Source organism: Phenylobacterium sp. (assembly GCF_025351295.1).
Classification (GTDB): domain Bacteria; phylum Pseudomonadota; class Alphaproteobacteria; order Caulobacterales; family Caulobacteraceae; genus Phenylobacterium.
In genome coordinates this window covers 1-13,922 of sequence record NZ_JANXWD010000095.1, presented here as the reverse complement: position 1 = coordinate 13,922, position 13,922 = coordinate 1, and the positions used below count along the sequence as shown (strand labels likewise).

The 13,922-nt window shown below is 71.0% G+C and carries 13 protein-coding genes; 7 read left to right on the top strand and 6 right to left on the bottom strand.

What is annotated here, in order from left to right; genetic code table 11:
* Positions 1-203: 203 nt before the first annotated feature.
* The 4 genes from Q0R13_RS13145 to Q0R13_RS13130 form a co-directional block, all read right to left on the bottom strand.
* Entirely contained in the window at positions 204-962 is a 759-nt protein-coding gene (locus tag Q0R13_RS13145) for a hypothetical protein (protein WP_293904603.1), read from the bottom strand.
* A 33-nt stretch (positions 963-995) separates the two neighbouring features.
* Positions 996-1,499 carry an OmpA family protein gene (locus Q0R13_RS13140; RefSeq protein WP_366852919.1) on the bottom strand — a complete coding sequence of 168 codons (504 nt, stop codon included), beginning with the start codon at positions 1,497-1,499 and terminating at the stop codon, positions 996-998.
* Between the two features lie 229 nt (positions 1,500-1,728).
* Positions 1,729-2,562, bottom strand: coding sequence for a sterol desaturase family protein (locus tag Q0R13_RS13135; RefSeq protein ID WP_293904599.1), 834 nt, complete (start codon positions 2,560-2,562; stop codon positions 1,729-1,731).
* A gap of 196 nt (positions 2,563-2,758) precedes the next feature.
* Positions 2,759-4,354 (bottom strand): NAD(P)/FAD-dependent oxidoreductase, encoded by a 1,596-nt coding sequence (locus Q0R13_RS13130; protein WP_293904597.1) that lies wholly within the window; start codon positions 4,352-4,354, stop codon positions 2,759-2,761.
* Between the two features lie 69 nt (positions 4,355-4,423).
* Between Q0R13_RS13130 and Q0R13_RS13125 the strand changes: the two genes are divergently transcribed.
* From Q0R13_RS13125 to Q0R13_RS13095, 7 genes are all read left to right on the top strand, one after another.
* Entirely contained in the window at positions 4,424-5,302 is an 879-nt protein-coding gene (locus Q0R13_RS13125) for a transglutaminase family protein (RefSeq protein ID WP_293904595.1), read from the top strand.
* Positions 5,303-5,413: 111 nt separating this feature from the next.
* The gene (locus Q0R13_RS13120) at positions 5,414-6,019 is read left to right on the top strand and encodes a DUF6134 family protein (protein WP_293904593.1); all 606 of its coding nucleotides are present in this window, start codon (positions 5,414-5,416) and stop codon (positions 6,017-6,019) included.
* A gap of 162 nt (positions 6,020-6,181) precedes the next feature.
* Positions 6,182-7,336, top strand: a complete 1,155-nt coding sequence (locus Q0R13_RS13115) for an MFS transporter (protein WP_293904591.1) — start codon at positions 6,182-6,184, stop codon at positions 7,334-7,336.
* A 69-nt stretch (positions 7,337-7,405) separates the two neighbouring features.
* Positions 7,406-9,217, top strand: coding sequence for an alkaline phosphatase family protein (locus tag Q0R13_RS13110; RefSeq protein WP_293904589.1), 1,812 nt, complete (start codon positions 7,406-7,408; stop codon positions 9,215-9,217).
* Positions 9,218-9,415: 198 nt separating this feature from the next.
* A complete protein-coding gene (locus tag Q0R13_RS13105; RefSeq protein ID WP_293904587.1) occupies positions 9,416-10,762 on the top strand; it encodes an MFS transporter in 1,347 nt (448 codons plus the stop codon).
* 8 nt (positions 10,763-10,770) lie between these two features.
* Positions 10,771-11,037: a hypothetical protein gene (locus tag Q0R13_RS13100; RefSeq protein ID WP_293904585.1), complete on the top strand. Its 267-nt coding sequence runs from the start codon at positions 10,771-10,773 to the stop codon at positions 11,035-11,037.
* 111 nt (positions 11,038-11,148) lie between these two features.
* Positions 11,149-11,730 (top strand): GNAT family N-acetyltransferase, encoded by a 582-nt coding sequence (locus Q0R13_RS13095; protein ID WP_293904583.1) that lies wholly within the window; start codon positions 11,149-11,151, stop codon positions 11,728-11,730.
* Here Q0R13_RS13095 and Q0R13_RS13090 read toward each other — a convergent pair.
* Together Q0R13_RS13090 and Q0R13_RS13085 are read right to left on the bottom strand one after the other, a co-directional pair.
* Entirely contained in the window at positions 11,727-12,803 is a 1,077-nt protein-coding gene (locus Q0R13_RS13090; protein WP_293904581.1) for a Glu/Leu/Phe/Val dehydrogenase, read from the bottom strand. The genes Q0R13_RS13095 and Q0R13_RS13090 overlap by 4 nt on opposite strands.
* Positions 12,804-12,866: 63 nt before the next feature.
* A complete protein-coding gene (locus tag Q0R13_RS13085) occupies positions 12,867-13,886 on the bottom strand; it encodes an alpha/beta fold hydrolase (RefSeq protein ID WP_293904579.1) in 1,020 nt (339 codons plus the stop codon).
* Between the last annotated feature and the right edge of the window lie 36 nt (positions 13,887-13,922).

Genomic DNA, 13,922 nt, shown 5'->3' with positions numbered 1-13,922 from the left:
ACGGCCGCGCCTTCAGCCTGGTGGTGGAGACCTATACCGACGAGGTCCTGCGCTAGAGCGCGTCAGGCGAAAGTGGATCCCGGTTTCGCCGCCCGACGCGCTCTAATTCAAAGAGTTAGCAGGTTGTTGAAATAGGTTTTTTAGGGTGCCTGAGCCGCAAGTTCGCAGCCCTAGAGATTCAGAAAACCTATTTCAACAACCTGCTAGGGCCGCTTCGTCAGGGTCAGCAGGTCCGACCAGCGCCAGTCGCCGTGTCCGACGACCAGCCGGGCCGAGCCGGGGCCGTCGCTGAGCGAGATCAGCACCAGGCCGTGCACCCGCTCGGCGCGGCAGGCCGGGGGCGCGAAGCCGACCTCCCACATGATCGCCTCGCGGACTGCGGCCAGGCCATTGCCGTCCTGGTCGTGACGCCGGACCCAGTCGCCGTTCCAGACCAGCAGGGCCTTGCCGGCCGATCCGCCAGAGCGATGCGCCTCGGCGACCGCGGCCTGGACCATGGCGTCCTTGCGCAGCGCCGCCTGCAGCCGTCGCGCCATGTCGCAGTCGTCGCCGCCGCCTGAGCCGGAGCCCGCCCGCCGCGCCGAGGTCAGCTGGCCTTCGCTGAGTTCGTCGGCCCCTTCCGAGGTCGGGCCGACGTTGGCCAGCAGCGAGGCGATATCGGGCGACGGCCGCGCCGGCCGGGCGGCGATCCGCCGGGGCGGCGGCGGCTTGGGCGGGGATGGCGGCACGGGCGCGGGCGGAGCTGGCGATGGGGGCGCTGGCGGCTGCGGCGCGGGCGGCTCCACCACCGGCGGCGGCGGGAGGGTGACCAGTTCCACCCGCATGGGCTCGGGATCGACCACCGCCGCCGGCTCCGGCTGGGCTGAGATCAGCACCAGCAGGACCGCGGCGTGGACCGCGGCGCTGAGCGCCACTGCGATCAGGCGACGTCGCTTCGCCCTGCAGCTCTTGGCCAGGGTCACGGTGTTGACCGGCCGGGCGACGTCGCCCGCTCCTTAGGTCAGGACGATCAGCACCACCCGACGGTTGGCCTGCCGGCCGGCCCGGTCGGTGTTCGGCGCCACCGGCGCGTCGGGGCCGTAGGAGATGGTGCCGATCCGGTTCAGCGCCACGCCGTGCTGGTTCAGGTAGCGGCGCACCGCCTCGGCCCGTTCCTCGCCCAGCCGGTAGTTGAAGTCCTTGGCGCCGGTGGTGTCGGTGTGACCCTGGACCTCGACATAGACGTTGCGGTTGTCGGTCTTCAGCTTCTCGACGAAGGCGTCGAGCCGGGCCTGGGCCTCGGGCGACAGGTCGGCCTTGGCGGTCTGGAACTTCATGCTGTCGTCGGACAGCACCTCGGAATAGAGGAACTTGCCTTCGGCCAGCTTGCCGGCCGCGGTCGCCCGGTCGAGCGCGTCCTTGGCCGTGCCTTCCACGGCGGCCACGTGGGTGTCGGTCGAATCGACCCGGGTGTTCACCGTGTCCACCCGCGTGCCGACCATGGCCGCTTCCTGTCGCACGAACTTCTTGGTTGCGCAGCCGCCGAGGCTGACCGCGCCCAATAGAACCGCCCCCACCACAAATACGCTCGACGAACGATGGATCATTCTGGTCTCTCCGTCAGGTTGATCCCCCCCGACGTTAAGCTTGCACCACTGCAATTCTTGGGGCCTGAACACGGCGGTTTGCGAGCCTGAAGACGGCCCTTTAGGGGCGCAGCTTGACTGTGTCGGGGCGGCCGGACGCGGCCTAGGAGACGTCGGGCGCCGGCGCGGGCGCACGGACGCCGAAGCCCAGCGGACGCAGGATCTGCTCGGCCATGGAGGGCGGCTGGGGGGCGTCGACGCCGTAGACCGGCGGCCAGTGGCGGGGCAGGTAGTGGGTGCCGAACAGGCGGTCGACCACCGGGAACAGGGCCGCGTAGTTGTGGTCGCGGTGCTCGTCGTTGGTGTGGTGCCAATGGTGGAAGGCCGGCGTCGAGACCAGCCACTCCAGGGGCCCCAGCCGCCAGCGGACGTTGGCGTGGATGAAGAAGCCCCAGATCGTCCCGAAGATGGCGATATAGGCCGCCAGCCCCGCCCCCTGCGGCGTCGGCTGCACCAGGCCCAGGATGTAGAGAGGGGCGATCGCGCACAGCTTCTCGAAGATCTGGTCGACCGGGTGCGCGCGCGGGCTGACCAGCCAGTCGATGTGCTCGGGCGCGTGGTGCAGGACGTGGAAGCGCCACAGCCACGGGACCTCATGACACCAGCGGTGGCCCCAGTAGCCGCCGAGCTCGCTGACCGCGAAGGCCGCCGCCAGCTTGGCCCAGAGCGGCAGGGCGGCGACGGCCGCGACATAGGCCTCCGGTGTCACCAGCCGCAGGCCGGCGGTGAACAGGGCCAGGGGCGGCGCCAGGATCGCCAGCGGCAGCAGGCTGTTCAGGAAGTAGAAGCCGATGTCGGCGGGCACATCCTTCAGGCGGCCCAGCGGGCGGCGCAGGGTGAACAACCGCTCCAGCGGCGCGAAGATCACCGCCAGCAGCGCCAGCCAGACCACCAGCCGCAGGACGTCGAGCGCGAAGGCATGGAGTTGCGGGCTCATGCGACCGTCATCGCCTCATGGCGCGAAAAAGAAAAGGGGGCCCGCCGCCGCAGCGGCAGGCGCCCACTTTCAGATCGGGACCGGATCAGGCCGCGGCGGCGCGGCGGCGGCGCATCGCGATGCCCGCGGTGGCGCTTGATTCTCCTGACAGGCGAACGGTGAAGCTTGCCTGGGCGCTAAGCGTGCATGGGCGACGTCAGACGCGCCGCCGCCTGACGTCGCGCAGCACTTCGCGCGCCGCATTGTGGCCCGGCGCGCCGGTGACGCCGCCACCCGGATGGGTCCCCGCGCCGCACTGGTAGAGCCCCTTCACCGGCGTGCGATAGTCGCCGGCGCCGAGCACCGGGCGGGCGGAGAACAGCTGATCCAGGGTCAGGCGGCCATGCATGATGTCGCCGCCGACCAGGCCGAAGGTGCGCTCCAGGTCCAGCGGTGTCAGGGCTTGGCGCGCGATCACCGATTTCGCGAAACCCGGCGCGTGGCGTTCGACGGTGGCGATCATCAGGTCGGCCACCTCGTCGCGGCAGTCGTCCCAGGACCGGCCGCCGGGCAGTTCGGGCGCCACATGCTGGCAGAACAGGCTGGCGACATGCTGGCCGGACGGGGCCAGGCTGTCGTCCAGGGTGGAGGGGATCAGCACCTCGACGATCGGCTCCCGCGACCAGCCGTGGGTGCGGGCGTCCATATGGGCGCGGTCCATATAGGCCAGGCTGGGCGCGACGATGATGCCGGCGGTCAGGTGGTCGCCCGGCTCGGGCTTCACCGTGAAGGTCGGGAGTTCCGACAGGGCCACATTCATGCGGAAGGTGCCGGAGCCGGACTTGTAGCGGGCGATCCGCTCGGCGAAGTCGGCCGGCTGGACGGCGGGATCCACCAGCTTGCCGAACAGCAGCTGCGGGTGAAGGTTGGAGACGACGCAGCGGGCTTTCAGCACCTCGCCGTCCGTGGTGACCACGCCGGTGGCGCGGCCCTTGGCGGTGAGCACCTCGGCGACGGCGACGCCAGTGCGGATCGTAACCCCGCGCTCGCGGCAGCAGGCGGCCATGGCCTGGCTGATCGCGCCCATGCCGCCGATGGCGTGGCCCCAGGCGCCCTTCCTGCCGTTCACCTCGCCGAACACGTGGTGCAGCAGCACATAGGCCGAACCCGGCGTGTAGGGGCTGGCATAGTTGCCGACCACGCCATCGAAGCCATAGACGGCCTTGATCGGTTCGCTCTCGAACCAGCCGTCCAGCCAGTCGCCCGCCGACTGCGAGAACAGCGCCAGCAGGTCGCGCTTGCCGGTCAGGTCCAGGCGACCCAGGCGGCGGCCAAGGACGGCGCTCTTCAGCAGTTCCGGCAGGGCCTGGGCCAGGCCGCCCTCGACCAGGTTCGGCGGGGTCTCCAGCACCACTTCGCGCAGCACATCGGCGATGGCGTCCAGGCGCTGGCCATAGGCCTCCAGGCGCTCGGCGTCGCGGGTGGAGAAGCGGGCCACCTCCGCCTTCGTGCGGCCCTCGCCGACGCTGAAGCAGTCGCCGTCCAGGGGCAGGAAGTTGGCCAGCTTCCGCTCGACCACCGTCAGGCCGTGGCGGGGCAGTTCCAGGTCGGCGATGACCTTCGGGTTCAGCAGCGAGACGGTGTAGCTGGCCACCGAGTTGCGGAAGCCCGGGTGGAATTCCTCGGTGACGGCGGCCCCGCCGACCACCTCGCGGCGCTCCAGCACGGTCACCTTCAGGCCCGTGGCGGCCAGGTAGGCGGCGCAGGTCAGGCCGTTGTGGCCGCCGCCGATCAGGATCACGTCGCACGTCATGGCGCTGCGTTTGCACGCGGGCGACCGCGTTCGCAAGGAACCGCCGCCGTTGCAAACGGTTCCGCCCCCATGGCCAGGCTGCAAATTCGCCACGAGACCCTCTATGCCTACGAGCGACCGGTGGGATTCGCCGCCCACCGGCTGCTGGTGCGGCCGCGCGACAGCCATGCGATCCGGGTGGTGGAGGCGGTGCTGACCGTGTCGCCGCCGGGCGAGGTGCGCTGGCAGTACGACGCCCTGGGCAACTCGGTCTGCTGCTTCACGCCGCGTGGAACCTCGACGGCGCTGTCGATCACCAGCGACCTGGTGATCGAGCGGTTCCCGGCCCAGCTGTCGGACCCCAAGGTGGCCGACCCGCGGACCGCAACGCCGATCATCTACACCACCGCCGACCGCGCGGTGCTGGCGCCCTTTCTCCAGCCGGCGACCGAGGACGCCGGCGGCCGGCTGCTGCGCTGGCTGCGCGACCAGGTCGACAGCCCGCATGAGCCGGCGCTGGAATTCCTGCTGCGCCTCAACCGCACCATCCACGACAGCTTCGCCTACCGGGGCCGCGACCAGGGCGCGGCGCAGGAGCCGGCGGACACCGTCAAGCTGGGCGGCGGGACCTGCCGCGACTTCGCCTGGCTGATGGTCGAGGCGCTGCGGCGGCTGGGCTATGCGACGCGGTTCGTCACCGGCTACCTCTATTCGCCGCGGCTCAGCGGGATCCGCGGGGCCGGCGCCACCCATGCCTGGTGCGAGGTCTTCCTGCCCGAACTGGGCTGGACCGAGTTCGACCCAACCAACGCGCTCGCCGAAAGCCCAGCCTTGATCCCGGTGGCGGTGGCGCGCACGCCGGCCGAGGCGGCGCCGATCTCCGGGGCCATCTATGGCGACGGCGGCCAGGCCTCCCTGACCGTTCACGTGGATGTGCGGCCGGCCGATTCGCTTCAGGCGGCGGCGTGAGTCATGACCTCGCCGCAGCGAGACGATCGGTCACGGTGCGTCCAGGCCACTAGATCGCCACGTAACTGGCGTTAGTCTGGCGACTATCAGGTACGCAAAGGGGTCTTCGGCATGAGCCTTGTGATTGGGCGGCGGGAATTGATCGTGGGCGGCGTGGGCCTGGCGCTGGTTCCGGGCGCCGCCCTGGCGGGCCCCAACCGGCTGGCGTTCCAGGTGTTCCGCAACGGGACCAAGGTCGGCGAGCATGTGGTGGCCTTCACCGGCGACGACGGCGCGCGCACCGCCACCACCAACGTCGCCATGACCGTGAAGATCGGCCCGGTGCCGGTGTTCAAGTACAAGCACCAGGCCATCGAGAAGTGGGTCGGTGGCAAGTGGGTCAGCGTCGACACCACCACCGACAACAACGGCAAGGTCCAGAAGGTCTCCGCCAAGGCGATGGGGTCCTATGTGCAGATCGAGGGGCCGTCCGGCGCGGTCCGCGGGCCGGCCGACGCCCTGCCGCTCAGCCACTGGAACCAGGGCAACTTCGGCAAGCCGCTGTTCAACCAGCAGGAGGGCAAGCTGCTGAAGGTGCGCTGCACCCAGGTCGCGCCCGGCCACTGGTCGGTCCGCGGCGACGCCGAGATCGACGACTTCTACGACGCTTCCGGCACCTGGACGGCGCTGCAGGGCAAGCTCGAGGACGGCTCGAAGATGGAGTACCGGCGGATCTGAGGCCCGGCCCGCAATCCCCGGCTTGTCGGACGCGCGACCTTCAGCCTAAGGTCGCGCATGTGCACAGAGCGCCATAGGGTCTAGGCCCCAGGATCCCGCAGCCCGGCCGCCCCGCGGCCGTCCGCGCGCGCTCGCGCATCCCCCGCAACGGGTGGACTTTCCATGAGCTTCTTCAAGAACGCCGCGATCAATCGCGTCAATCTGCATACCGGCGTCCAGGCCTTCGCCATGGGCGCGGGCGGGATCTTCTTCCTGGTGTTCCTGCTGCGGGCCGGGGTCTCCGTCCCGATGGTGCTGGGCTTCCAGGCGGCCCTCGTCGCGCAGCGGTTCCTGCTGCGGCCGGGGGTGCTGCCGCTGGCCAAGCGGATCGGCCTGCGCCGCACGCTGATCCTCGGCACGGTGCTGGAGGCGGCGGTCTATCCGATCCTGGCCGAGGTGCGCGGGATCGATGCCGCCTTCTGGGCCATGTGCCTGGTCGCCCCGATCGGCAGCGTCCTCTACTGGACCTGTTATCACGCCTATTTCGCCAGCCTGGGCGACGCCGAGCATCGTGGCGGCCAGATCGGCGCGCGCGAGGCGCTGTCGGCCATGGTCGGGATCGTGGCGCCGCTGGCCGGCACGTGGGCGCTGGTCACGGCCGGACCCCGGATCGCCTTCGCCGGCGTGGCGGTGATCCAGCTGCTGGCCGCCGTCCCGCTGCTGGGCGCGCCCGACGTGGCGGTGGCGCGCGAGGCGCCGGGTGGCTTCCGGGCGGCGCGGCTGGGCGCGACCCTTATGGCCACCGATGGCTGGCTGGCCGCCTGCTACTACTATGTCTGGCAGGTGGCGCTGTTCATGACCCTGGGCGAGAGCCTCTCGGCCTATGGCGGGGCCATGGCGCTGTCGGCCCTGGTGGGGGCGGTCGGCGGGATGGTGCTGGGCCGGCGGATCGACGCCGGTCATGGGCGGGTGGCGATGTTGGTGGCCTATGCTGTGGTGGCCGGCGTGGTCGTGCTGCGGGCGTTCAGCCTGGGGTCGCCGTGGCTGGCGGTGGCGGCCAATGCGTTCGGCACGCTGGTGGCGGCCCTGCAGGCGCCGGCGATGATGACCCCGGTCTACAACCTGGCCCAGGCCTCGCCGTGTCCCTTACGGTTCCACATCGCCACCGAGGGCGGCTGGGACCTGGGCTGCTTCGGCGGCTGCCTGGCCGCGGCGGCCATCGCCGCGCTGGGACACGGCCTGGGGCCGGCGATCCTGCTGGGCTTTGTCGGCGTCGTCCCCACGGTCGTGCTGCTCTGGCGGCGCTACGGGGTGATCGCCGCCCTCACTGCCGCCTAGGCTCATGTGATGCAACTGTCACGAAGCCGGGGCACAAGGCAGCCAGGCAGCAGCGCGAAGGGTTCGGGCATGGGTTGGAGAGCGGCGCTCCTGGGCGGCCTGGCCTTGGCGGCTCTGGCGGGGTTGGCGAGCGCCGAGCCGCATAGCCTGATCATCTTCGTGGCCGACGGCCTGCGCTCGCACAGCGTCACGCCCGAGGTCGCGCCGGCCCTGGCCCAGGTGCGCGCCGAGGGCGTGGACTTCGCCAACTCCCACTCGCTGTTCCCGACCGTGACCACGGCCAACGCCTCGGCCATCGCGACCGGGCACTACCTGGGCGACACCGGCGACTTCGGGAACACCATCTATGTGGGTGCGCCGCTGCCGCTGCCGTCGGGCCTGCCGCTGGCGGCGCTGGAGGACAACGCCAACCTGGGGCTGATGAACGACCGCTTCGACGGCAACTACCTGGGCGAGACCAGCCTGCTGCAGGCCGCCCGCGCCAGGGGCTATGCCACCGCGGTGCTGGGCAAGATGGGGCCGGTGGCGGTGCAGGACGTGACCGCCCGCGACGCGACCGGGACCATCGTCATCGACGACGGCACCGGTGGACCGCCCGAGGACGCCCTGCCCCTGGCGCCGGAGATCGTCGCCGCCATGGCCGCCGCCGGGATGAAGCCCGCCACCCCCGACCGCGGCCTGAACGGCGGCGGCGGGGCCTACAACATGCCGGGCGTGCTGGTGGCAAACGTGGACCAGCAGGCCTGGCTGAGCGACGTGGCGACCAAGGTGCTGCTGCCGCGGTTCAAGGCGGCGGGGAAGCCGTTCGTGCTGGTCTACTGGTCGCGCGACCCGGACGGCACCCAGCACGGCCAGGGCGACAGCCTCAACGAGCTCGAGCCGGGCATCAACGGCCCGACCTCCAAGGCCGCCATCGCCAATGCGTCGAGGAACCTGGGCGCCCTGCGCGCCGCCCTGGACCGGCTCGGACTGGCGGACACCACCGACGTGGTGGTCACGGCCGACCACGGCTTCGCCACCATGTCGCGGCAGAGCGCCACCAGCGCCGCCAGGACATTCCGATATCGCGACGTGGTCCCCGGTCTGATGCCGCAGGGGTTCCTGGCCATCGACCTGGCCAAGGCGCTGAACCTGCCCCTGTACGACGGGGCCGGGGTGGCGGTCGATCCGGCCCAGGGGTTCTATCCGAAGGGCGGCGCGCGGCTGGGCAGGGACCCGGCGCACCCGGACATCGTCATCGGCCCGAACGGCGGGGCCAGCCTGATCTGGCTGCCCGGCGCGAACGCGAGGGTCCTGGCGCCGCGCATCGTCGAGGCCCTGACCGCCCAGGACTACACCGCCGCGATCTTCGTGGCCGACGGGCTGGGGCCGATCCCCGGGACCCTGCCCACCAGCCGGGTCAACCTGGTCGGGTCGTCACGCACCCCCTCGCCCGCCATTGCGGTCAGCTTCCGCACCTGGTCCACCGGCTGCGCGGACCCGGAGATGTGCGCCGTCGAGGTGGCCGACAGCAGCCAGCAGCAGGGCCAGGGCATCCACGGCGCGCTCGGCCGCCACGACACCCACAACTTCATGGCCGCGGTCGGACCGGACTTCAAAAAGAGCTTCGTGGACCCGACGCCGGTCAGCAACGCCGACTGGGCGGTGACCCTGGCCAGGGTGCTGGACCTGGACCTCAAGCCCCGGGGCAAGCTGACCGGGCGGGTGATGCGCGAGGCGCTGTCGGCCGACGGCGCACCGGTGCCCAGCGAGGCCTTCGTCGTCCGCTCGGACCCGGCGGCCAACGGCTTCGTCACCGTGCTGAACGGCCAGACGGCGGACGGCCGCGCCTATTTCGACGCCGCGGGCGCGCCGGGGCGAACGGTCGGTCTGAAGCCCTGACCGGCGGGCCAATGCGCGCCGCCCCTCGCCTTCCCCGTTGCGCGCCCGGCAAATCCCCCTAGCATTGACCGGGGAGCGCGCGGCCGGGACCGCGCCCTCCGATTCAGCGGCTTGCACAGGGAACCGCGGCGCGGGCGTCACAGCCCGCCAGACGGCAGTGGGATATTGGACGCCAAGCTCGAGAGTCCAGACGCCGGGATGGCGCCCCCCGGGGCCGGGGCCGACGACCTCGCGGCGCGCGAGGCGGCCTACGAGAAGTTCGTCTGGGACAATCTGCGGCGCAACTACCTCGGCAACTACCTGCACGGCATGCTGGGGATGACCGGCTTCCGGCTGGTCAATGCGCCGACCTTCCTGCCGGCCTTCCTGCACATGATCTCGGGGTCCAACACGATCGTGGGCCTGGGCCTGGCGCTGCAGCAGCTGGGCGGGATCATCTCGCCGATCTTCGCCGGGACCCAGATCGAGCACCGCAAGAAGGTGATGCCGGCCGCCCTGTGGATGGGCGGTCTGGGACGCCTGGCCATCCTGGGCATCGCGCTGTCGGCGTGGTTCGTGACCAATCGGCGCTTCCAGGTCCCCCTGCCCTGGGGCGGGACGCTGGCGGTGCAGCCGATGGTCTGGTCGGTGCTGTTCTGCATGCTGATGTTCGGCATCTTCATGGGCGCCCAGCGGGTGGTGTTCAGCCTGCTGATGTCCAAGGTGATTCCACTCAGCCGGCGCGGCCGCCTGCAGGCCTGGCGCAACACCACCGGCGGGGCGATCGCCGCCGTGCTGGCCCTGGTCGCCGGCAAGTACTTCATCGGCGGCAATCTGTTCGGCAACGGCTATGCGGTGACGTTCCTGTTCGCGGCGGCCCTGACCACCATCGGGCTGTGGGCGCTGCAACTGCTGCTCAACGAGCCCGAGCCGCCGACCACGCGGACCCAGGCGCGGTTCCGCGACCGGCTGCGCGAATTCCCCCTCCTGATCCGCCAGGACCGGTCCTACGCCTTCTTCCTGCTGGTGCAGATGCTGGCCACCTCCGCCCGGATCGCGACGCCGTTCTACATCCTCTACGTCGGCAAGTTCATCGGCACGAGCGGCGCCACGCTCGGGCTGCTGTCGTTCGCCTTCCTGGGCGCGGACACCGCGTCCAACCTCATCTGGGGCTATCTGGGCGACAAGACCGGCTTCCGGGTGGTGCTGCTGGGATCCGTCACCGGCTGGATTTTGGCCACCGTGGCGCTGATGGGGCTGCACCATGTCGTGCCGATCTTCCTGGCCTTCGCGGGCCTCGGCGCATCGCAGGCCGGCTACATGATGGCGGCCCAGACCATGATCCTGGAGTTCGGCGAGCGCGACGACTTGCCGATGCGCATCGCGGTCTCGGCGACGGCCGAGAGCATCACCGCCACGGCCGGCCCCCTGGTGGGCGGGATCATCTCCCAATTGTTCGGCTACAATATCGTGTTCGGCGCCTCGCTGGGCTTCCTGGCCGCCGCCCTGCTGATCCTGGTGATGGCCGTGCGCGAGCCCCGCGGCCGGCGCCTCGCCGCCGCCTGACCGGACACATGCTCCACGTCCTGACCCTGCGGAGGCTGCGCGGCGCCGGGATGATGGCGGCGGGCGCGGCCATAGCCGCCGTGTTCGGCGGCGGGACGGCCGTCTTCCTCTGGCGGAGCTTCGCGAACGCGTTGAGCGGCGCCCACTTCGGCGACGTGATGACCACCGTGATCGTGGCCCCGCTGGTCGGCGGCGTCCCGGCGCTGCTGGGCGTGGTGCTGGCGCAGATGGGGTGGCGGCGGTTCCGGGGCTCGGCCACGCACGACGCTCCATGAGTGGCCAAGGCCAGGCTCAATCAGACCTTTGAAATTTCAATGCCGTAGAGAACTCCACCCGCTCAGATGGAAGGCGCGCCCCGGCCTCCGGCATTTCGAGAGAGACCGGAGATGACCGAGACAATACCCTTGCCCGACACGCCCGTACTGGAGACGGCGCGGCTGATCCTGCGTCCGCTGGAGATGCGCGACGCGCCCGCCATCCAGCGGATCTTCCCGCAGTGGGAGGTGGTGAAGCACCTGCACCACGGGATCCCCTGGCCTTATCCCGACGACGGGGCGCTGACGAACACCGTCATGTCGCTGGAGACCCGCGCCCGGGGCGAGAAGTTCTACTGGGTGATCACCCTGAAGGGCGGCGACGACGAGGCTCGCGGCCGCATCGACCTGTGGCCCTTCGACGGCCAGTTGCAGGACATGCGCGGCTTCTGGCTCGACCCGCTGATACAGGGCCGGGGCCTGATGACCGAAGCCGCCGAGGCGGTGACGCGCTATGCGTTCGAGGTCTTGGAATGGCCGTGTCTCTACCTGACCAACTCGGTGGAGAACCACGCCTCGGGACGGATCAAGGCGAAGCAAGGCGCCACGCGGCTGCGCACCGAGCCCAAGGACTTCGTGTCCGGCCCGGGTGAGCGGCAGGTCTGGATCCTGACCCGTGAAGTCTGGCTGGCCCGGCAGGTTGAGGGCGTTTAGGCGGCCGCGCGCTTCTCGGCCGCGCCCAGGATGCGGGCGCGGGCGATCTCGTTGGCGATCTCATGGGTGGGGCGGCGTTCGTGGAGCGCCTGGTCGAGGACCTCTTCCAGGGTCAGGGCCAGGCGGTCCAGCTTGGCGTCCACCCAGGCCGGGTCGAAGGCCTCGCCCCGCTCCAACGCGCGGATCTCGCCGGCGACATTGATGATCCCGCCGCCGTTGATGACGTAGTCGGGGGCGTAGAGGATGCCGCGGGCGAACAGCTCGCGGCCGGCCTCCGGGCTGGCCAGCTGGTTGTTGGCGCCCCCGGCGATCACCTTGGCGCGGATGCGCGGCAGGGTGTCGAGGCTGACCGCCCCACCCAGCGCGCACGGGGCGAAGACGTCGGCGTCGACGTCGAAGATCGCGGCCGGGGCGACGATCTCAGCATCGGTGGCGGCGGCCACCCGGCGCAGGGCCTCGGTGTTGACGTCGGTGAGGATCAGCTTGGCGCCGGCCGCATGCAGCTTCTCGGCCAGGTAGGCCCCGACGTGGCCGACGCCCTGGATGGCGACGCGGACACCGTCGAGGTCGCGCTTCAGGGCGCGCCGCACGCACAGCCGCACGCCGCGGAACACGCCCTCGGCGGTGACCGGGCTGGGGTCGCCGGAGGCGGCGGGGTGGCCGTCCAGGCCGGCGACGAAGCGGGTGAACTTCCGCGCATGGGCCAGGTCGGCCGGCGAGACGCCGACGTCTTCGGCGGTCCAGTACTTGCCGCCGACATCCTCGATGGCGCGGCCGAAGGCCTCGAACAGGGCCGGGGTCTTCTGGGTGCGGCTGTCGCCGATGATCACCGACTTGCCGCCGCCCAGCTCCAGGTCGGCCATGGCGTTCTTGTAGGACATCGCCCGCGACAGCTTCAGCGCGTCTTCGAGCGCGTCCTCGGCGGTGGGGTAGGGCCACATGCGGCAACCGCCGGCCGCGGGTCCGCGGGCCGTCGAATGGACAGCGATGATCGCCTTGAGGCCGGATTTTTCGTCGGAGAAGGCGTGGACGCCTTCGTGTCCCTCAAAGTTGGGGGAATCGAACAAGGTCATGCCGGGAACTCTGAGTCTTGGGGGAGGAATTTCGCGCCCGCATCTACGCCTGCGAAAGTCATCTCACAACCCCGCCGCGCGACGTGAGGCATCGATGTGGGCGGTCGCGCCCGGGATCGGCGGGGCGTCCGAGGGCAGCGGCGCCTCGGGGTCGCGGATGAAGGCCAGCACGTCGGCCATCACCACCGGGCCCTCGTGGTCGCGGGTCAGCAGGTGGTGGCCGGCGGCGTAGTAGGCGGTGCGGTCGGACGGCTTCAGGCGCTTGACGGCCTTGAACGCCGCGGCCTTGGGGATGATGTCGTCGTGGGCGCCGTAGAGGTAGAGGGTCGGCAGCCGGTCGGCGCCCACGTCGCGCGCCGCGTGGTCCATCAGCCGGACCAGGCCGTAGAGGGTGTCCGAACGTGCGCCCCAGATCATCAGGCGGTCGCGGCCCATGGCGATCAGCTCCTCCCGGTTGTCGGTGGGCATGATCTTGGACGTCAGCCATTTCGGAGGCGTGTACACCTTCGAGCCGGTGAAGTTGGCGGCCAGCCACAGCAGGGTCTTGTTGGGCAGCGGCTGGGACTTGAACCCCCACACGCCCGGCGACAGCAGCAGCAGCCGATCCGCGGCGGGCGGCCGGTCGCTGGCGAAGGCGGCGGCGGCCACCGACCCGCCCATGCTCTCCCCCACCACGGCGATGAGCGCGTTCGGGTGCCGGGCGCGGGCCAGGGCGGTGACCGTGCGCAGGTCGTCGACCATCAGGTCCTCGCCGGCCCAGACGCCGCGGCCCGGCGAACGGCCGAAGCCGCGCTGGTCGTAGGCATAGGTGGTGACGCCCGCCTCGGCCCACGTCGGCCCGGCGATGTGGAAGGCGTTGGCGTAGTCGTTCATGCCGTGCGCCGCGACGATCACCGCCCAGGGCTCGCCCCTGGCGGCCCAGGTCGACAGGCCCAGGCGCGCGCCGTCCGCGGCCACCACCGCGTCGGCCTCGAAGTGCGGCCCCTGGAACCCGGCCGGCGGCGTCCCGGCGCGCTGCACCATCATGGGCGCGCAGGCGGTGAGGGTCAGGGCGGCGAGGAGGAGGACGGCGAGGCGCTTCATGCCAGGCGCCGACTATATGTGGCGGCCCCGGACGCG